Here is a 19,131-nt window from a genome sequence, read left to right as displayed (position 1 = left end):
GTGCGGGCCATGCTGCGCTGGGCGCACGCCACCTCCCGGAACCACCGGGGGGAGGCGCTCTTCCTCGTGTCCGCCACCGCGGGGATCGTCGCGTCCCTGCTGCTCGCCACCGCCCTCTTCGGCTACGCCACCAACCCCTGGCAGCGGATCTTCACCCAGTCCCACGGCGCCCACGTCTGGCTGCACACCACCCGCGCCGCCGACCCGGCCCGGCTCGCCGCACTCGACGGCGTCGCCGCCACCGCGGGGCCGTACGACACCGTCATCACCAGCGTCACCGCCGGCGGCGCCCGCGCCGCGGTCGAACTGCGCGCGGTCGAGCCCGGCGGCCCGCCCGCCACCGGCCGCCCCCTGCTCACCTCCGGACGCTGGCTCGACCCGGCCGTGCCCGACGGCGTCGTCCTCGACGGCAGCCTCGCCGCCGCCCTGGTCGCCGCCCCGGCGACCGCCTGGCCCTCCCGGGGCCCGGCGGCCGCACCCTCACCGTCCTCGGCATCGCCGACACCGCGGAGCCGCACTACACGCCCGGCGAGCGCCCCGGCACCGTCTGGGCGCCCCCGCCGCCGTGCGCGACACCCCCGGCCGGCCCGGCCGCGTCACCGGCCTGCGGCTCACCGACGCCGACGACACCGCGTACGCCGTGCAGCGCGCCGTCACCGCCCTCGGCGCGGGCGCCATCACCGACGTCACCCCGTGGCAGGAGGCACGCGACGGAGCCCAGGGCGACACCCGGCTCCTCGGCCAGGTCCTCGGCCTCTTCGGCCTCGGGGCGCTCGCCGCCGCCGCGCTCGCCGTCTTCGGCGCCATCAGCACCCGGGTGCGCGGCCACCTGCGGGACATCTCCGTCCTCAAGGCCGTCGGCTTCACCCCCGGCCAGGTCGTGCGCGCCTTCCTCGTCCAGCACCTGGCGTACGCGGTCCTCGGCGCCGCGCTCGCCACCGCGCTCGTCCAGACCCTCGGCGGGCGGCTGCCGGGGCGGCTCGGAGACGCCGTCGGCGTCTGGCAGGGCCTGCCCGGGCACACCGCCGCGCTCCTCGGCGTCCCCGGCGCGGTCGTGCTGCTCATCGGCGCCGCCACCGGGCTCGCCGCGTGGCGCGCCGCCGCGTCCCGCCCGTCCCGGCGGGCAACGGGGTCGCCCCGCCCGCCGGCCGGGGGCTGTCCCGCGCGTCCCGCCGGGCGCTCGCCCTGCCCGGTGTCCCGCCGGCCCTGGTCCTCGGCTGGCACCGCGCCTTCGGCGGCGGGCCCGGCCGCCGCGGGCGGGCCGCCGCCACCGTCGCCCGGCTCGGGCTGCCGCTCCTGCTGATCACCGTGGCGCTCGGCGCCTGGACCACCATCGAGCGCTTCGACTCGCGGCCCGAGCGGCTGGGCCTGCCCGCAGCGCTCACCGCGCGCCCCGCGGAAGGGGTCGGCGACCGCGAGGCCCGCGCCCTCCTCCAGCGCAGCCCCGACGTGGTGGCGGCACACCGCGGGCTGGAGGTCGCCGCCCTCGTGCCCGGCCAGACCGGCACGATCGCGCTGCGCGGCCTCGGCACCCGCCAGGACCCCTACCCGTACTCCGTCGTCGAGGGCCGCCCCGCGCACGGACCCGACGAGGCTGTCGCCGGGCAGGGCCTGCTCGACCTGCTGGACGTCGAGGTGGGGGACTGGGTGCGGCTCACCGTCGCCGGACGCCCCCAGGTGCTGCACCTCGTCGGCCGCAGCATCGAGCCGGAGAACGGCGGCCGGGTCGTGTCCACGTCGCTCGACACCCTCCGCGAGAACGACCCCGCGCTCCAGCCCGCGCTGTACCACGTACGGATCCGGCCGGGCGCCGACCCGCACGCCGTGCGCGCCGAACTCGCCGAGGCGGCCGCGGGACGGCTCGACCTCCACGAGGTCGCCGGGCCCGCCGACGGCCTCACCTCGCTGCGCGGCGTGGTGGCCGGGCTCATCGCGGTCCTCGCCCTGATCGGCCTGACCGAGGTGTCCTCCGCCATCGGCGGCACCGTACGGGAAAGCCGCCGGGACCTGCTGGCGCTGAAGGCCATGGGCCTGTCACCCCGCCAGATCACCGCTGTCACGGTCACCGCCGCCGCCGCCACCGCCCTGGCCGCCGCCGTCGCCGGGACCGCGCTCGGCGTGCCGCTGGCCCACTGGCTCATCGACCACCAGGGCCGGACCAGCGGCGTCGGTGCGGGCATCGCCCACGGCCCGCCCGTCCCGTACCTGCTGGCGCTGTCGGCCGCCGCGGTGCTGGGGGCCGCCGCCCTCGCGGTGCTGCCCGCCGCGCGGGCCGCCCGCCGCCGGCCTGCGGACACCCTCAGCGCGGTCGCCTGAGCACTCCGGGCCGTCCCCGGGGCCGCGGAGTACCGTTCGGGGTGTCAGCGACAGCCCACGACGACGCAAGGATCGCCGCCACGTGACCACGGTCCCCTCCCTCACCCTCAACAACGGCGCCACCATGCCCCAGCTCGGCTACGGGGTCTGGCAGGTGCCGGACGACCAGGCCGCCGAGGCCGTCGGCACCGCCCTGCGGGCCGGCTACCGCAGCATCGACACCGCCGCCGTCTACGAGAACGAGCGCGGCACCGGCCAGGCCATCGCCGCCTCCGGCATCGACCGCGAGGAGCTCTTCGTCACCACCAAGGTCTGGAACAGCGACCACGGCCACGACTCCACGCTGCGCGCCTTCGACGCCTCCCTGGAGCGGCTCGGCCTGGACTACGTCGACCTGTACCTGATCCACTGGCCGGTCCCGTCCCGCGGCGCCTACGTCGACACCTACAAGGCGATGGAGAAGATCCACGCGGACGGCCGCGCCCGCTCCATCGGCGTGTCGAACTTCCTGCCCGAGCACCTGGAGCGGCTCCTGGACGCCACGTCCGTGGTGCCCGTCCTCAACCAGATCGAACTGCACCCGCAGCTCGCGCAGGCCGAGGGCCGCGCCTTCCACGCCCGCCACGGCATCGCCACCGAGGCGTGGTCGCCGCTCGGCCAGGGCCGCGGCCTGCTGGACCTCCCGCAGGTCGGCGCCATCGCCCGCAAGCACGGCCGCACCCCGGCGCAGGTGGTGCTGCGCTGGCACCTCCAGCTCGGCAACGTGGTCATCCCCAAGTCGGTGACCCCCTCGCGGATCGAGGAGAACATCGACGTCTTCGGCTTCGCCCTGGACGACGACGACCTCGCGGCGTTCGCGTCCCTCGACCAGGGCCGGCGGCTCGGCCCCGACCCGGCCCACTTCGGCTGAGCCACCGCCCCCGCGCGGCGCCGGGGCGGAGGCGGTCGGCCCGGCCCGACCGGGTAGACAGGAGCCATGAACGACGACGCCCTGCCGACGGACGCCGACCCCGCGCTGCGCCCCATGCGGTGCCGGCTGTGCGGGCGGCCCCTCACGGGCCGCACCTCGCGCCGCACCGGACTCGGACCGTCCTGCGACGCGAAACTCCACCCGGCGCGCCCCGACCTCCGGCCGCGGCGCCACGAGGTCGACCAGGAGCCGCTGCCGGGCCTGTGACCCCGGCACCACCGGGGCCCGTCCGGAGCCCCGTCCTCGGCCGGGCCGGGGCTCCCCTGGGGTGCTGCGCCGACGCGCGCCGGGTGCGGCCGCGGAAGGCGTCCCTTCCGAGCCGCCCCGGGTCGAGCGGGCGGCAAGGCGACCAGCCGGTCGGAGAAGGCGGCGGGTGATGCAGGAGAATGGGGGCGGCAGTCCTGAGCGGAAGGTGACAACAGGTGGCTTGTACTGGGTCGAGGAGAGCGACCACCCCGGCCTCCCCGGTAGGCGGCAGGGTGGACGCGGCGTCCTCCCGCAGCGTGACGTGCGGCCCGCGGCCGTTCTCGGCAGGCGGGGCCGGGCGGCCCGTGCGCAGAGTGGTCCGGCGCCCAGCGGTGCCTTCCGCGGTGTACGGGGCAGCCGTCGCGGGGAGCGCCCGATGAGCGCCGGGCGCTGGTCCGGCGGGTCCCCGGCAGTGGAGCAGGCCGTACGGACGCTGCGTTCCGGTGGCCTCGTGGCCATCCCCACGGAGACCGTGTACGGGCTCGGCGCGGACGCCGAGAACGTGGGGGCGGTGGAGCGCGTCTTCGCGGTGAAGGGGCGACCGCCCACCCATCCGCTCATCGTGCACATCGGCGGCGCGCACCAGCTCGACGACTGGGCGGCGGAGGTGCCGGAGCCTGCCCGCCGTATCGCCGAGCGCTTCTGGCCGGGGCCGCTGACCCTGGTCCTCCGGCGGAGCCGGCGCGTACCCGACGCGGTCACCGGCGGCCTGGAAACCGTCGCGTTGCGGGTGCCGGCCCACCCGGCCGCCCTGGACGTGCTCACCGCCTTCGGCGGGGGTGTCGCGGCGCCGTCGGCCAACCGCTTCGGCCATGTGAGCCCCACGACGGCCGACCACGTGGTGGAGGGGCTGGGCGCCGACGTCGACTACGTGCTGGACGGCGGCCCCTGCGAGGTCGGTGTCGAGTCCACCATCCTGGACCTCACGGACGAGCCGGTGATCCTGCGTCCCGGCGGCGTGGCACGCGAGGAACTCGCGAAGGTCATGGGCGTGCCGGTGCGGGTGGGTGCCAAGGCCGCCGTCCGGGTTCCGGGCCAGCACCCCTCGCACTACGCCCCGAGGGCCCGGGTCTGCCTGGTGGAACCGGACCGGGTGGTCGACGAGGCGGAACGGCTCCGGGAGAAGGGCCACCGGCCCGGCGTCCTGCTGCCTTCCGCGTACGCGTCCCGTTCCGCGTCGCCTGCCGGGCAGGTGGTCGTCGAGGTCCCGCACGCGGACGAGGAGTACGCCCGCCGGCTGTACGAGTTCCTGCGCCACTTCGACCGGCGCCGGTGCGATGTCGTCGTGGCGTCGTTGCCGGAGCCGCGCGGGATCGGCCTGGCCATCGCGGACCGGCTGCGGCGGGCGGCCGGACCGCGCGATGCGACACCGCGGGAGCCCTGAGCCGCTCGGCCCGCCGGACCGGCGCGGCCGCCGCCAGGCCGGTCACGGGGAGGCGGGGGCGGCGACGCCCTGATGAGCCTGACCCGGGGCTTCGCCCTCCGGTGGTGCTGCGCGGACCGCGCGCCCTCAGCCCGAAGGCAGCAGCGCCTTCGGGCTGAGGGCGGCCGGCGCGGAGCCGCAGCCGCGCCGGCCGCCCGCGGCTCGACGCGGTGTCGCGCCCTCGGGGCGGCCGACGCGGCCGGCGGCATGGACCGGCCGTCCGGCTGCGTCAGCGGTCGCTGCGGACATCGTGCCGAGGCGGTCTGTGTCCCGAGGCGGCCCGTGTCCCGAGGCGGTCCGTGTGGCGCGGGCGCCCTGGCGCCGCGGCGGCCGGTGCCGGCGGCGGTCCGTGTGCCGCGGCGGCCCGTGTGCCGCGGTGGTCCGTGCCGGCGGGAACCGCGGCCCGTTCCGGGTGCCTCAGAGCGGGCCCACGTCCGTCACACGGACCACCGCGCGGCCCTCCTCGTCCGAGGCCGCCAGGTCGACCTCCGCGCTGATGCCCCAGTCGTGGTCGCCGTTCGGGTCGGCGAACGTCTGGCGCACCCGCCACAGCCCGTGCTCCTCGTCCTCCTCGATGGACAGCAGCTTCGGGCCGCGCGCGTCCGGACCCGTGCCCAGGTCCTCGTACTCGTCCCAGTACCCGTCCATCGCCTCGGCCCAGCGGTCGGCGTCCCAGCCGGACTCCGCGTCCAGCTCGCCCAGCTCGTCCACGTCGTCCTGCGCAGCCAGCTCCACCCGCCGGAACATCGCGTTGCGGACCAGCACCCGGAAGGCCCGGGCGTTGGCCGTGACCGGCTTGACCTGGTCGGCCTTCTCCTGCGCCTCCTCGGCGCTCTCCACCTCCGGGTTGGCGAGCTGCTCCCACTCGTCCAGCAGGCTGGAGTCGACCTGGCGCACCATCTCGCCCAGCCAGGCGATCAGGTCCTCCAGGTCCTCCGTCTTCAGGTCGTCCGGGATGGTGTGGTCGAGCGCCTTGTACGCGCTCGCCAGGTAGCGCAGCACGATGCCCTCCGTGCGCGCCAGCTCGTAGAACGACACGAACTCCGAGAAGGACATGGCCCGTTCGTACATGTCCCGGATCACCGACTTCGGCGACACCGGGTGGTCGCCGACCCACGGGTGGGACTTCCGGTAGGTGCCGTACGCGTGCCACAGCAGCTCGTCGAGCGGCTTCGGGTACGACACGTCCTGGAGCCGCTCCATGCGCTCCTCGTACTCGACGCCGTCCGCCTTCATCGCGGCCACCGCCGCGGCCCGCGCCTTGTTCTGCTGGGCGGCCAGGATCTGCCGCGGGTCGTCCAGCGTCGACTCCACCACCGACACCATGTCCAGCGCGTACGACGGGGACTCCGGGTCCAGCAGCTCGAACGCGGCCAGCGCGAACGTCGACAGCGGCTGGTTCAGCGCGAAGTCCTGCTGGAGGTCCACGGTGAGCCGGATCGTGCGGCCCTCCGCGTCCGGCTCGTCGAGCCGCTCCACCACGCCGCCGTCCAGCAGCGAGCGGTAGATGGCGATGGCCCGGCGGATGTGGCGGAGCTGGTTCTTCCGCGGCTCGTGGTTGTCCTCCAGGAGGCGGCGCATCGCCTCGAAGGCGTTGCCGGGCCGGGCGATCACCGACAGCAGCATGGTGTGCGTGACCCGGAACCGGGAGGTCAGCGGCTCCGGATCCGACGCGATCAGCTTCTCGAAGGTGTTCTGCGACCAGTTGACGAAGCCCTCGGGCGCCTTCTTCCTGACGACCTTGCGCCGCTTCTTCGGGTCGTCGCCCGCCTTCGCGAGGGCCTTCTCGTTCTCGATGACGTGCTCGGGGGCCTGCGCCACCACGAAACCGGAGGTGTCGAAGCCCGCCCGGCCCGCGCGGCCCGCGATCTGGTGGAACTCCCGGGCCCGCAGCGTGCGGACCCGGTTGCCGTCGTACTTGGTGAGCGCGGTGAACAGCACCGTGCGGATCGGCACGTTCACGCCGACGCCGAGGGTGTCCGTGCCGCAGATCACCTTGAGCAGCCCGGCCTGCGCCAGCTTCTCCACCAGCCGCCGGTACTTGGGCAGCATGCCGGCGTGGTGCACGCCGATGCCGTGCCGGACGTAGCGGGACAGGTTCTTGCCGAACTTGGTGGTGAACCGGAAGTTGCCGATGAGTTCGGCGATCCGGTCCTTCTCCTCCCGCGTGCACATGTTGATGCTCATCAGGGACTGCGCCCGCTCCACGGCCGCCGCCTGCGTGAAGTGCACGATGTAGACGGGCGCCTGCTTCGTCTGGAGCAGCTCGGTCAGCGTGTCCGTGATGGGCGAGGTGCGGTACTCGTACGACAGCGGCACCGGGCGGGTGGCCGAGCGGACCGTCGCCGTGGGGCGGCCGGTGCGGCGCGTCAGGTCCTTCTCGAACATCGACACGTCGCCGAGCGTCGCCGACATCAGCACGAACTGCGCCTGCGGCAGTTCGAGGAGGGGGATCTGCCAGGCCCAGCCGCGGTCCGGCTCGGCGTAGAAGTGGAACTCGTCCATCACGACCTGGCCGATGTCGGCGTTCCTGCCGTCGCGCAGCGCGATCGACGCCAGCACCTCCGCGGTGCAGCAGATGACGGGCGCGTCGGCGTTGACGGAGGCGTCACCGGTCAGCATGCCGACGTTCTCGGTGCCGAACAGCTTGCACAGGTCGAAGAACTTCTCCGACACCAGCGCCTTGATCGGCGCCGTGTAGAACGTGACCTGGTCGTTGGCCAGCGCGGTGAAGTGGGCGCCCGCCGCCACCAGGCTCTTGCCGGAGCCGGTGGGCGTGGACAGGATCACGTTGGCACCGGAGACGACCTCGATCAGCGCCTCCTCCTGGGCCGGGTAGAGGCTGATGCCGCGGCCCTCCGCCCACGACGAGAAGGCCTCGAAGAGGGCATCGGGATCGGCGGTCTGCGGAAGCTGATCGATAAGGGTCACGCCTCCATCTTGCCTGCCTTGCCCCGCGAACCGGGAACCGGCCGCCGCCGTGAAGATCACGGGAGGTAACCTGTCCCGTCAACTCGGCGACACGGCACGAACACTTGGGGCGGGCACACACCATGATGGGACCGGCGCACTCTCTCTCCGGCGCGGCAGCCTGGCTGGGGGTGGGCGCCGCGGCCGCGGCCGCCGGCCACCCCATGCCGTGGCCTGTGCTCGTCGTCGGGGCCCTCATCTGCGCAGGTGCCGCCCTCGCCCCGGACCTCGACCACAAGGCGGCGACGATCTCCCGCGCCTTCGGCCCCGTGTCCCGCTGGCTGTGCGAAGTGGTCGACAAGCTCTCGTACGCCGTCTACAAGGCCACCCGCACGGCCAAGGACCCGCGCAGGAGCGGCGGCCACCGGACGCTGACCCACACCTGGGTCTGGGCCGTCGCCATCGGCGCCGGGGCCTCGGCGCTCGCCGTCACCGGCGGCCGGTGGGCGGTGCTCGCGATCCTCTTCGTCCACCTCGTGCTCGCGGTGGAGGGCCTGCTGTGGAAAGCCGCCCGGGTCTCCAGCGACATCCTCGTGTGGCTCCTCGGCGCGACCAGCGCGTGGATCCTGGCGGGTTTCCTGGACCAGCCCGGCAACGGCTCCGCCTGGCTGTTCGACGCGCCCGGGCAGGAGTACCTGTGGCTCGGCCTGCCGATCGTGCTGGGCGCCCTCGTCCACGACATCGGCGACGCGCTGACCGTCTCGGGCTGCCCGGTCCTGTGGCCGATCCCGATCGCCGGCCGGCGGTGGCACCCGATCGGGCCGCCCAAGGCGCTCCGCTTCAAGGCCGGCGCCTGGGTGGAGGTCCGGGTCCTCATGCCGCTCTTCATGGTCCTCGGCGGTCTCGGCGGCGCCGTCGCCCTCAACGTCCTCCCATAGCGCCGCCGCGACCCGACCCGACCCGACCCGACCCGGCCCGGCACCGGCCCCGACCGACCCGGGCACGGTGCTCAGCGGCCGTCCGGGGCGCGCCGTACGCCACGACCCCGATCAGCAGGAGCCCCGGCAGCACCACCTGGACGGCCGCGATCAGCGCCCACGACCGGGCACTGCGCACGGCGGCGGCCCGCACCTCCTGCGACGCCTGCCGGTAGCGGCCGAGGAACAGCTCCTCACCGCCGATGCCGCGCAGCACGCGCAGCCCGGCGACGGTGTCGGAGGCCAGTTCCGTGGCGCGGCCCGCCTTCTCGCGCTGCGCGTCGGCGCGCCGCGTGGCGCGCGGCAGCAGCGGCAGTGGGGCCAGCGCGAGCACCGGCACGCAGAGGGCGACGACCAGGCCCAGCTCCGGCTGGTACAGCAGGAGGCCCACGCAGACCGCCAGCAGCGTCAGGGCGGCGGCCGCGAACCGCGACAGCACCTCCACGAACCAGCCGATCTTCTCGACGTCCGCGGTGGAGACGGCGACGACCTCACCCGCCGCCACCCGCCGGGTCAGCACCGCACCCAGCTCCGCCGTCTTGCGGGCCAGCAACTGCTGCACCCGGACGGCGGCGCCGATCCAGTTGGCCACCGCGGCGCGGTGCAGCAGCGCGTCCCCGGCCGCGATGGCCGCCCCCTGGGCGGCGAGGATCCCGCCGGCCGCGGCAAGCCCGGCTCCGGAGCCGTCCACGACGGCCTGCACGGCCAGGCCCACGCCCAGCGGCAGCGTCGCGATGCCGAGCTGCATCACCAGCGCCCACCACAGGGCGGCGAGCTGCCCCTGCCACTGCTTGCGGCCCAGCCAGACGAGGAACCGCGTGCCCGAACGGACGTCGGGTTCGCCGGGGTCGGCGTACGGAAGGTGGCGGATCTGCATGACGTCCCAGGCTTGTCGTGGAGCGGCGAAGACGTGCCAGGTTCGCGCCGCCGCCCGGCACGGGGCAAACGGTTTTCGCTCCCGACCCCACAGAACGCGCCAGGACCGCACGCGGCCGCACCCGGATGGCCCCGCGCCCGCGCCCGCGCCGCCCCGTCCCGGCCGTCCGCCGCGGGCGACCGACTCCGCGCGCCGGGCTTCCCCGGCCCGTCCGCCGCGGCGCCCTGGCCCCTCCCCGTCCGTCCCACCTCCGGGTCACGGGCCGGTCGCCCGGGTCGTCCGCAGGTGTCCGTGCCGGCCGTGTCCCGGGTCGTCCGCAGGTGTCCGTGCCGGCCGTGCGCCGGCTCCTCCGGGCCGTCAGGGGCGGGTCGCCCGCTCCAGTTCCAGCAGCACCGAGTGGTAGGGGCGGCCCGTCGTGTGCTCCATGCCGATCTCGCACATGCGGTTCGCCGACAGGTGCGCGTCGAAGGCCCCGGCCGCGACCTCCGCGGCCTCCCGGGCCGTCGCGGCCTCCGTCAACTCCCGGTGCAGCAGCCCGCGGTCGCCCGCGAAGGCGCAGCAGCCGGCGCTGTCCGGCACGACCACCTCGTCGGCGCAGGCCCGCGCCAGCGCGGTCAGCCGGTCCTCCGCCCCGAGCCGCCGGGCCGCGCAGGTGGGGTGCACCACGGCGGACCGCACCCGGCGCCGCACGGTCAGCAGCGGCAGCAGCCGGTCCGCCGCCCACACCGTCGCGTCCAGCACGGTCAGCTCCCCGTGCAGCTGCCGGTTGCGGTCGCTGAGGTACGGCGCCGCGTCCCGCCCCAAGCCGAGGGCGCACGACGACGCGTCGACGACCAGCGGGAGCCGCCCGCCCTCGGTCCAGCCCCAGGCGGCCTCCACGATCCGGTCGGCCGCCAGCGCGGCGGCCTCCTCGTACCCCTTGGAGGACCAGAGGACGGCGCAGCAGGTGCCGCGGACGTCGTCGGGGATCCACACGGGGAGCCCGGCCCGCTCGGACAGGGCCGTGACGGCCTCCGGCAGGGACGGGCCCCGCTGCCCGGCGGGCCCGCCGAAGATCCGGTTGACGCAGGCGGGGTAGTACACCGCGGCCGCCCGGTCGCGGCGGGTGGGCGGCAGGGCTGCGGCCGCGCCGGGCAGTTCCGGCAGCCACTCCGGTACGAGATCGGCCCGTACGACCCGGCGCAGGGCGCCGGTCACGGCCCGCGGCAGCCCGTCGCCCGCGACCCGTCCGGTGCGGTGCGCGGCTGCCACGGCTGCGCGGGCCGCCGCCTCCGCGGCCCCGAAGCGGCGTGCCGCGAGCGCCGCGGCCCGCTCCTCCCGCGGTGTGTGGCGGGCGTGCCGCAGCCGCTTCATCAGGGCCCCGGTGTCGATGCCGACCGGGCAGGCGGCCTGGCAGGAGCCGTCCGTGGCGCAGGTGTCGACGGCTTCGTAGCCGTACGTCCCGGCGAGTGCGGTCTCGACGCGGGAGCCCGCGGGCTGCCGGGCCATCTCGCGGCGCAGCGCGATGCGCTGGCGCGGGGTGGTCGTCAGGTCGCGGCTGGGGCAGACCGGTTCGCACAGGCCGCACTCGATGCACGGGTCGGTCAGCGGGTCCACGGCGGGCACGGACTTCAGGCCGCGCAGATGGCCGCGCGGGTCGCGGTCCAGCACGATCCGGGGCGCCAGCACCCCGTCGGGGTCGAGGGCCTGCTTGGTCCGCCACATCAGGTCGGCCGCCTTCGCGCCCCACTCCAGCTCCAGGAACGGGGCGATGTTCCGGCCGGTGGCGTGCTCGGCCTTGAGGGAGCCGTCGAACCGCTCCACCGTCATCCGGCAGAACGCCTCCATGAACGCCGCGTACCGCTCCACGTCCGCCGGGTCCGCCGGGTCGAAGGCGAGGAGGAAGTGCAGGTTGCCGTGGGCGGCGTGGCCGGCGACCGCCGCGTCGAAGCCGTGCGCGGCCTGGAGGCCGAGCAGGGCCTCGCAGGCTTCTGCGAGGCGGTCCGGTGGTACGGCGAAGTCCTCCGTGACGAGGGTCGTGCCGGTCGGCCGGGAGCCTCCGACAGCGGTGACGAACGCCTTGCGGGCGGTCCACAGGCGGCCGATGGCGGCCGGGTCGCGGGTGAAGGCGTTGCTGATCGACGGGACGGGCGCGACGAGGTGCAGGGTGTCCAGCACTTCCGCGGCCGCCCACTCCTGCGCCTCCAGGGCCGCCCCGTCCGGTGCCCGCAGCTCGACGAGCAGCGCGGCGCACTCCCGGGGCAGCTCCGCCCAGTCGGCGGGCACGCCGGCCACGCGGACGGACGCGCGCAGGGTGTTGCCGTCCATGAGTTCCACGGCGCGGGCGCCCGTTCCGGCCAGGAGGGGCACGGCGGCCGCGGCGGCCGCGAGGGACGGGAAGAACAGCAGCCCCGTCGACACGGCCCGGTCCAGCGGCAGCGTGTCGAACACCGCCTCGGCGACGAAGCCCAGCGTGCCCTGGGAGCCGACGATCAGCCCGCGCAGGATCTCCGCGGGCGTCCGGCCGTCGAGGAAGGCGTCGAGCCGGTAGCCGTTGGTGTTCTTGATGCGGTGCTTGGCGCGGACGCGGGCGGTGAGCTCGGGATCGGCCTCGATCTCCGCCTTCAGGGTGAGCAGCGCCTCGCACAGCTTGGGCTCGGCACGGGCCAGTTCGTCGTCGGCGGCGGGGTCGCCGGTGTCCACGACGGTGCCGGACGGCAGGACGACGGTCACGGACGCCATCGTGCGGTAGGCGTTGCGGGTCGTCCCCGCCGTCATGCCGGACGCGTTGTTGGCGACGACCCCGCCGACCGTGCAGGCCGCCGCGCTCGCCGGGTCGGGGCCGAGGACGCGGCCGTGCCGGGCCAGGGCGGCGTTGACCCGGGCGACCGTGGTGCCGGGGCGGACGCGGACGCGGGCGCCGCCGTCGAGCACCTCGACGCCCTCCCAGTGGCGGCGCACGTCGACGAGCATGTCCTCGCCCTGCGCCTGACCGTTGAGGCTGGTCCCCGCGGCCCGGAAGACGACCTCGCGGCCCTTGCCGTGCGCGAACGACAGGATGGCCGACACCTCGTCGACGTCCTCGGGGACGAGCACCACCTGCGGCACGAACCGGTACGGGCTGGCGTCCGACGCGTACCGCACCAGGTCCGACACCTGCCACAGCACCTTCTCCGGCCCCAGCACCGCCTGGAGCTCCTCGCGCAGCGGCGTGGGTGTGCCGTGCGCGGTCAGGTCGGCCAGCCGGTCGGGCAGCGGGCGCCGCCCGGGGTCGCCGGGGCGGAGGGCGTCCGGCTTCGGCTCCAGCAGCGGCATGGCGCACTCCCCTCGACGTGGCGCGGGGCGTGCGGCGGGCTCAGCAGGGCCGCTCCGGCACTCCGTCGACCAGGGCGCCCAGCAGCCCGCCCAGCAGCTCGCGCTGTTCGGCGGTCAGTGGAGCCAGGATCTCCTCTGCGGCGGCCCGGCGCGCGCTCCTCAGCTGCCTCAGCGTGGCGCGGCCCTCCTCGGTGAGCTCGATGCGCACCACGCGGCGGTTGGCGGGGTCCGGGACGCGCCGCACCCGGCCGCTCGCCTCCAGGCCGTCGACCAGGCTCGTCACCGCCCGGGGGACGACCTCCAGACGGGCGGCGAGGTCGGCCATCCGCGGCGGTGCCTCGTAGTGGGCGACGGTGCGCAGCAGCCGGGACTGGGCCGGCGTGATGCTGACCTCCGCGGATTCCAGCTGCCGCTTCTGGCTGCGGTGGAGCCGTCGGGTCAGGCGCAGCAGCTGTTCGGCCAGGAGGCCGTCGGCGTCGGGAGCGTTCATAATCGGAAGCGTATCAGGACCTTGTTCATTGTGAAGTTAGGTAACAGTGAGCTATGCTCTTCGTCGACATCCCCGACGTGCGGTGTCCGCGGGCCGCCCCGCGCACCGCGTCCCCCGCCGGCCGACCCTGAGGAGCCCATGCGTATCCACGCCGAGACCGACTGGACCCCGCCGCCCCCGGATCCCGATCAGCCGCCGGCGCAGATCGGGCGCATCCTGCGGCTCTTCCGCCCGTACCGCGGGCGGCTGGCCGTCGTGGGCCTGCTCGTCTGCGCCGCCTCGCTGGTCGGGGTGGCCTCGCCGTTCCTGCTCCGCGAGATCCTGGACACGGCGATCCCCGAGGGCCGTACGGGCCTGCTGAGCCTGCTCGCCCTCGGCATGATCCTCATCGCGGTGGTCACCAGCGTGTTCGGCGTCCTCCAGACGCTGATATCCACGACGGTGGGCCAGCGGGTCATGCACGACCTGCGCACCGCCGTCTACGCGCAGCTCCAGCGGATGCCGCTGGCGTTCTTCACCCGCACCCGCACCGGCGAGGTGCAGTCCCGGATCGCCAACGACATCGGCGGCATGCAGGCCACGGTCACCTCCACGGCGACGTCCCTGGTGTCGAACCTGACGGCGGTGGTGGCCACCGTGGCCGCCATGCTGGCCCTGGACTGGCGGCTCACCGCCGTCTCCCTGCTGCTCCTGCCGGTCTTCGTGTGGATCAGCCGCCGCGTGGGCCGCGAGCGCAAGAAGATCACCACCCAGCGGCAGAAGCAGATGGCCGCGATGGCCGCGACCGTCACCGAGTCGCTGTCGGTGAGCGGCATCCTGCTGGGTCGCACCATGGGCCGCGCGGACTCGCTGACGCGGTCCTTCGAGGTCGAGTCCGAGCGCCTGGTGGACCTGGAGGTCCGCGCCTCCATGGCCGGGCGCTGGCGCATGGCCTCGGTCAGCATCGTCATGGCCGCCATGCCCGCCCTGCTGTACTGGGCTGCCGGATTCGCCCTCCAGACGGGCGGCCCGGCCCTCTCCATCGGCACGCTCGTCGCCTTCGTCTCACTCCAGCAGGGGCTCTTCCGCCCCGCCGTCAGCCTGCTGTCCACGGGGGTGCAGATCCAGACCTCGCTGGCGCTCTTCCAGCGGATCTTCGAGTACCTCGACCTGCCGGTGGACATCACGGAGACCGAGCGGCCCGTGCGGCTGGAGCGGATCCGCGGTGAGGTCCGCTTCGAGAACGTCTCCTTCCACTACGACCGGGACGGCAGGGCCGGCGGCGGCCCCGAGCGGGGAGTGCCGACGCTCGACGGCATCGACATCACCGTGCCGGCGGGGAGCAGCCTCGCCGTCGTCGGCGCCACCGGCTCGGGCAAGTCCACCCTGAGCTACCTGGTGCCCCGGCTGTACGACGTCACGGGCGGCCGGGTCACGCTCGACGGCGTCGACGTACGCGACCTCGACTTCGACAGCCTCGCCCGCGCCGTCGGCGTCGTCTCCCAGGAGACCTACCTCTTCCACGCCTCCGTCGCCGACAACCTCCGCTTCGCCAGACCGGACGCGACCGACGCGGAGATCGAGGCCGCGGCGAAGGCCGCCCAGATCCACGACCACATCGCGTCGCTCCCGGACGGCTACGACACCCTGGTCGGGGAGCGCGGCTACCGCTTCTCCGGCGGGGAGAAGCAGCGCCTCGCCCTCGCCAGGACCATCCTGCGCGACCCGCCGGTCCTCATCCTGGACGAGGCGACCAGCGCCCTCGACACCCGTACCGAGCACGCGGTGCAGCAGGCCGTCGACGAACTGTCGGAGGGGCGGACCACGATCACCATCGCCCACCGGCTCTCCACCGTGCGGGACGCCGACCAGATCGTCGTCCTCGACGGCGGCCGCATCGTCGAGCGGGGCCGCCACGCCGACCTGCTGGCCCGGGGCGGCCGGTACGCCGCGCTCGTCCGCGGCGACACGCACCTCGACACGACGGCGGCGCCGCCGCTCCCGTGGGACGGGGGAGCGACGGCGCCGCGCGAAGCGAGGGTCAGACCAGCCAGCCCACGAAGTGCATGAAGCCGGCGAGCAGGTCCGTGAGGATGTTCATGGGACGTCGTTCTCCTTGTACGTGGTGCAGTGTGGGACCGCGCAACCGAGGTCTGCAGCCCGTCGCTTGCGCCCCGTAAGCATCATCCGCCGCGGGGCCGGTGCGGGGCGGATTCCCGTACGGTCACACGTTCCAGCGAACAACCGCTCGTGCGTTCGCGCGTTCGCCGTGGGGTGCCGCAATCCGACCGCGCCGAGGATATGTCCGATTTTGTGAGTAGTTCCGGCTACTGTGCCCGGCATGAGGCGCGAGTTCTGGCGGCGCACCCGCGCGCCCCGACACCGACGCAGACCGCGGCTGACCCGCCGCGGCCGGATCGTCCTGCTCACCGGCGCGTTCGCCCTGGTCGCGACCGGCGTCCTGCTCCCGCTGCTGCTTCTGCGGGACCCCCCACCGGTGGAGCCTCCCCCGAAGGAGACCCGCACCCTCGTCATCCCGGAGGGGTGGCGGGCCGCGCAGGTGTACGCCGCCGTCGACGAGTCCCTGGGCGCGCCGCCCGGCACCACGGAAGCCGCCGCCGCGGCCCTGGCCGACCGCCTGCCGCCCGAGGCCGGGGGCAACCCCGAGGGCTTCCTCTTCCCCGCGACGTACCCCGTCGACGACACGACCACCCCGGAGAGCCTGCTGCGGTACATGGTCAGGACCGCCGGGGAGCGCTTCGCCGGCGACCGCATCACCGAGGGCCTGCGGCGCGGCGGCCGCGGACTGTACGAGACGGTCGCCATCGCCAGCATCGTCCAGGCGGAGGCCGACAGCCCGGAGGACATGGGCAAGGTCGCCCGCGTCATCCACAACCGCCTGGCCCTCGGCATGGCCCTCCAGATGGACTCCACGCTCAACTACGCCCTGAACCGCTCCACTCTGGACACGAGCCACGCCGACACCCGCATCGAGAGCCCGTACAACACCTACGCCAGGACGGGCCTGCCGCCCACCCCCATCGGCAACCCGGGTGAGGACGCCATGCACGCGGCCGTCGAGCCCACGCCGGGCGACTGGCTCTACTTCGTCACCGTGAAACCGGGCGACACCCGCTTCACCGACAGCTACGCCGAGCAGACGAAGAACGTGCAGGAGTTCAACCAGCACCGCCGCAGCGCCTCCTGACCCGCGCCCCGCGGCGCGCCCGCGGAGCGCGGAACCTCGCGCATCGGAGCCCGCCTGCCCGCGTGCCCGCCTGCCTGAGGGCCTGAGGGCCTGCGGTCCTTGTCGGGGTGTGGGTCTGCCGGGCTGCGGGCTTGGCGGGCTCTGGGTCTGCCGGGCTGCGGGCCTGGCGGGCTCTGGGCCGACCGGGCCGCGGTCCCTGCCGGGCTGCGGTCCCTGCCGGGCGCGGGCCCTACTGGGCGCGGGACCTCACGCATCGGGGCCCGCGGCCCGCTTGGCCGCGTGCCTGCGGGCCTTGCCGGGCAGCGCGGCCCGGTGGGGAGGGGGCGCCGGGTCGTGTGGCCGCCGGGCAGGCGGCCCGGCCGGCCCTCCGAACGCCCCCGCCGCCGCGCCCGTACGGCCTTGCCCGGCCGCCGGGCAGGCGGCCCGCCGGTTCGCCGCATGCCGCCGCCCGAACCCCGCCGCGGCCGGGGCGGCGCGGCGCCGCACCCGTGCGGCCCTGGCTGGCCGCCGGGCGGGACGCCGAGGGTTCAGGCGGCCGCCGGAACGCGGGCCAGCAGCTCCGTCACCTGGCGGACAGCGGCACGGCCGGCCCGGTTGGCGCCGATGGTGGAGGCCGACGGGCCGTAGCCCACCAGGTGGATCCGCTCGTCCCGTACCGTCCGCGTCCCGTCCATGCGGACGCCTCCGCCCGGCTCCCTCAGCCGCAGCGGCGCCAGGTGGTCCAGCGCCGCACGGAAACCGGTCGCCCACAGGATGGCGTCCGCCGCCACCGCCCGACCGTCGTCCCAGGCCACCCCGGAGGGGGTCACCCGGTCGAACATCGGCAGCCGGTCCAGCACCCCGCGCTCCCGCGCCTCCCGCAGCGCGTCGTTCAGGGGCAGACCCGTCACGCTCACCACGCTGCGCGGCGGCAGGCCGCGCCGGACCCGCTCCTCGACCAGCGCGACCGCGGCCCGCCCCTCGTCCTGCCCGAACGGCCCCTCCCGCCACACCGGTTCCCGCCGCGTCACCCACGTCGTGCCCGCAGCGACCTCGGCGATCTCCAGCAGGTGCTGCGTGCCGGACGCCCCGCCGCCGACCACGACCACCCGCAGCCCCGCGAACTCCCCGGGCCCCGCGTACTGCGCGGTGTGCAGCTGGCGTCCCCGGAAGGTCTCCTGGCCGGGGTAGCGCGGCCAGAACGGCCGGTCCCACGTCCCGGTCGCGTTGATCAGGGTGCGGGTCGCATACGGGCCCTCCGACGTCTCGACCCGCAGCCGCCCGCCGTCGCCCTCCCGTACGGCCGCCACGTGCACGGGGCGGTGCACCCGCAGTCCGAACGCGTCCTCGTACCGGGCGAAGTACTCCCCGATGACCTCGGCCGACGGCCGGTCGCCGTCCGCGCCCGTCAGCTCCATGCCCGGCAGCGCGTGCATGCCGTGCACCCGGCCGTACGTCAGCGACGGCCACCGGAACTGCCACGCGCCGCCGGGGCGGGGGGCGTGGTCGAGGACGACGAAGTCCCGGTCCGCCTCCAGGCCGGCCCTCCGCAGGTGGTACGCGGCCGACAGGCCGGCCTGTCCGGCACCGACGACCACCGCGTCCACATCCACAGCCGCCGCCGGCACGGCCGCCTCCACACCCGTCGAGAGATGGTTCATGCTTCTACCAACCAGGAGCGCGGGAGGGATCTTCCCGGCGGGAACCGGGCACCATGGAGGCATGAGCGACGCCTTCACCACCCGCACACTGGACATCACCACCGGCCACCACGAGGTCGTCCACGACCTGACCGACGACTGCGCCGCCTTCCTCGCGGAGGCGGCCGCCGGCCGCGACGGCCTGCTCAACGTCTTCACCCCGCACGCGACAGCCGGGGTGGCCCTGCTGGAGACGGGGTCGGGCAGCGATGACGACCTGCTGGCCGCCCTGCACACGCTGCTCCCCGCCGACGACCGCTGGCAGCACCGCCACGGCAGCCCCGGCCACGGCCGCGACCACGTCCTGCCGGCCCTGGTGCCGCCGCACGCCACCCTGCCCGTGATCGGCGGCCGTATGGCCCTGGGCACCTGGCAGTCGGTGTGCCTGGTCGACACGAACAAGGACAACCCCCGCCGCCAGGTCCGGTTGAGCTTCCTGGGCTGATCGGGCCGATGGAGATCGTCCTGGGTGTGTCCGCCACATCTCCTGACGCGCCGGCGACACGGGGGAGAGGCGCGCGGTACCACCATGGACGAGGCCGAGCGGCCGTACGACGGCTGCGGAGCGTGCCTGCGCGGCGTTCGCCGGCTGTCGCGGGTCAAGGCCGCCGCGACCTCGCCCGAGCGGCAGCGGGAGGACGTGCCTCCGGCCCGTACGGGCGAGGGGCCCTGCGTGGAAGCGAGTCGGCGCAGCGGTGGCGTCGGCCTTCGCGGGCGAGGTCGTGATCGACGCATGCAGCAGACGTGTACGGGAGGGCACAC

Annotated in this window: 11 protein-coding genes and 2 pseudogenes; 8 read left to right on the top strand and 5 right to left on the bottom strand. The window is 75.2% G+C overall.

From position 1 onward, the window contains the following. From L6E17_RS01015 to L6E17_RS01000, 4 genes and pseudogenes are all read left to right on the top strand, one after another. Window positions 1–2,316: pseudogene (locus L6E17_RS01015) on the top strand (FtsX-like permease family protein). A gap of 82 nt (window positions 2,317–2,398) precedes the next feature. Next, window positions 2,399–3,226, top strand: a complete 828-nt coding sequence (locus L6E17_RS01010) for an aldo/keto reductase (RefSeq protein ID WP_236238899.1) — start codon at window positions 2,399–2,401, stop codon at window positions 3,224–3,226. A gap of 66 nt (window positions 3,227–3,292) precedes the next feature. Beyond that, the gene (locus L6E17_RS01005; protein WP_236238898.1) at window positions 3,293–3,493 is read left to right on the top strand and encodes a DUF6011 domain-containing protein; all 201 of its coding nucleotides are present in this window, start codon (window positions 3,293–3,295) and stop codon (window positions 3,491–3,493) included. Between the two features lie 415 nt (window positions 3,494–3,908). After that, window positions 3,909–4,916: an L-threonylcarbamoyladenylate synthase gene (locus tag L6E17_RS01000; RefSeq protein WP_236238897.1), complete on the top strand. Its 1,008-nt coding sequence runs from the start codon at window positions 3,909–3,911 to the stop codon at window positions 4,914–4,916. A 456-nt stretch (window positions 4,917–5,372) separates the two neighbouring features. Here L6E17_RS01000 and L6E17_RS00995 read toward each other — a convergent pair whose 3' ends face one another. Beyond that, window positions 5,373–7,886, bottom strand: coding sequence for an RNA helicase (locus tag L6E17_RS00995; RefSeq protein WP_236238896.1), 2,514 nt, complete (start codon window positions 7,884–7,886; stop codon window positions 5,373–5,375). Between the two features lie 122 nt (window positions 7,887–8,008). Here L6E17_RS00995 and L6E17_RS00990 point away from each other — a divergent pair, with 122 nt between their 5' ends. Beyond that, entirely contained in the window at window positions 8,009–8,803 is a 795-nt protein-coding gene (locus L6E17_RS00990; RefSeq protein WP_236238895.1) for a metal-dependent hydrolase, read from the top strand. Window positions 8,804–8,852: 49 nt separating this feature from the next. Here the strand turns inward: L6E17_RS00990 and L6E17_RS00985 are convergent. The 3 genes and pseudogenes from L6E17_RS00985 to L6E17_RS00975 all read right to left on the bottom strand — a co-directional run. After that, window positions 8,853–9,719, bottom strand: a pseudogene (locus L6E17_RS00985) (ABC transporter transmembrane domain-containing protein); the annotation flags it as partial. Between the two features lie 357 nt (window positions 9,720–10,076). After that, window positions 10,077–13,013 carry an FAD-binding and (Fe-S)-binding domain-containing protein gene (locus L6E17_RS00980; RefSeq protein ID WP_236238894.1) on the bottom strand — a complete coding sequence of 979 codons (2,937 nt, stop codon included), beginning with the start codon at window positions 13,011–13,013 and terminating at the stop codon, window positions 10,077–10,079. A gap of 40 nt (window positions 13,014–13,053) precedes the next feature. Continuing rightward, window positions 13,054–13,503: a MarR family winged helix-turn-helix transcriptional regulator gene (locus tag L6E17_RS00975; RefSeq protein ID WP_236238893.1), complete on the bottom strand. Its 450-nt coding sequence runs from the start codon at window positions 13,501–13,503 to the stop codon at window positions 13,054–13,056. A gap of 138 nt (window positions 13,504–13,641) precedes the next feature. Between L6E17_RS00975 and L6E17_RS00970 the strand changes: the two genes are divergently transcribed. Both L6E17_RS00970 and mltG read left to right on the top strand, forming a co-directional pair. Then, window positions 13,642–15,552, top strand: coding sequence for an ABC transporter ATP-binding protein (locus tag L6E17_RS00970; protein WP_236238892.1), 1,911 nt, complete (start codon window positions 13,642–13,644; stop codon window positions 15,550–15,552). A gap of 271 nt (window positions 15,553–15,823) precedes the next feature. Continuing rightward, on the top strand, window positions 15,824–16,690 hold the full coding sequence (gene mltG / locus L6E17_RS00965; RefSeq protein WP_236238891.1) for an endolytic transglycosylase MltG: 867 nt from the start codon (window positions 15,824–15,826) through the stop codon (window positions 16,688–16,690). A 527-nt stretch (window positions 16,691–17,217) separates the two neighbouring features. Here mltG and L6E17_RS00960 read toward each other — a convergent pair. After that, entirely contained in the window at window positions 17,218–18,330 is a 1,113-nt protein-coding gene (locus L6E17_RS00960; protein WP_236238890.1) for an NAD(P)-binding domain-containing protein, read from the bottom strand. 61 nt (window positions 18,331–18,391) lie between these two features. Here L6E17_RS00960 and L6E17_RS00955 point away from each other — a divergent pair, with 61 nt between their 5' ends. Beyond that, window positions 18,392–18,814: a secondary thiamine-phosphate synthase enzyme YjbQ gene (locus L6E17_RS00955; protein WP_236238889.1), complete on the top strand. Its 423-nt coding sequence runs from the start codon at window positions 18,392–18,394 to the stop codon at window positions 18,812–18,814. The last annotated feature ends 317 nt before the right edge of the window (window positions 18,815–19,131 follow it).

Origin of the sequence: Streptomyces sp. CC228A, from assembly GCF_021390935.1 — a bacterium.
Taxonomy (GTDB): domain Bacteria; phylum Actinomycetota; class Actinomycetes; order Streptomycetales; family Streptomycetaceae; genus Streptomyces.
The sequence above is the reverse complement of the archived record's forward strand: the minus strand, read 5'-3'. Positions and strand labels throughout refer to the sequence as shown.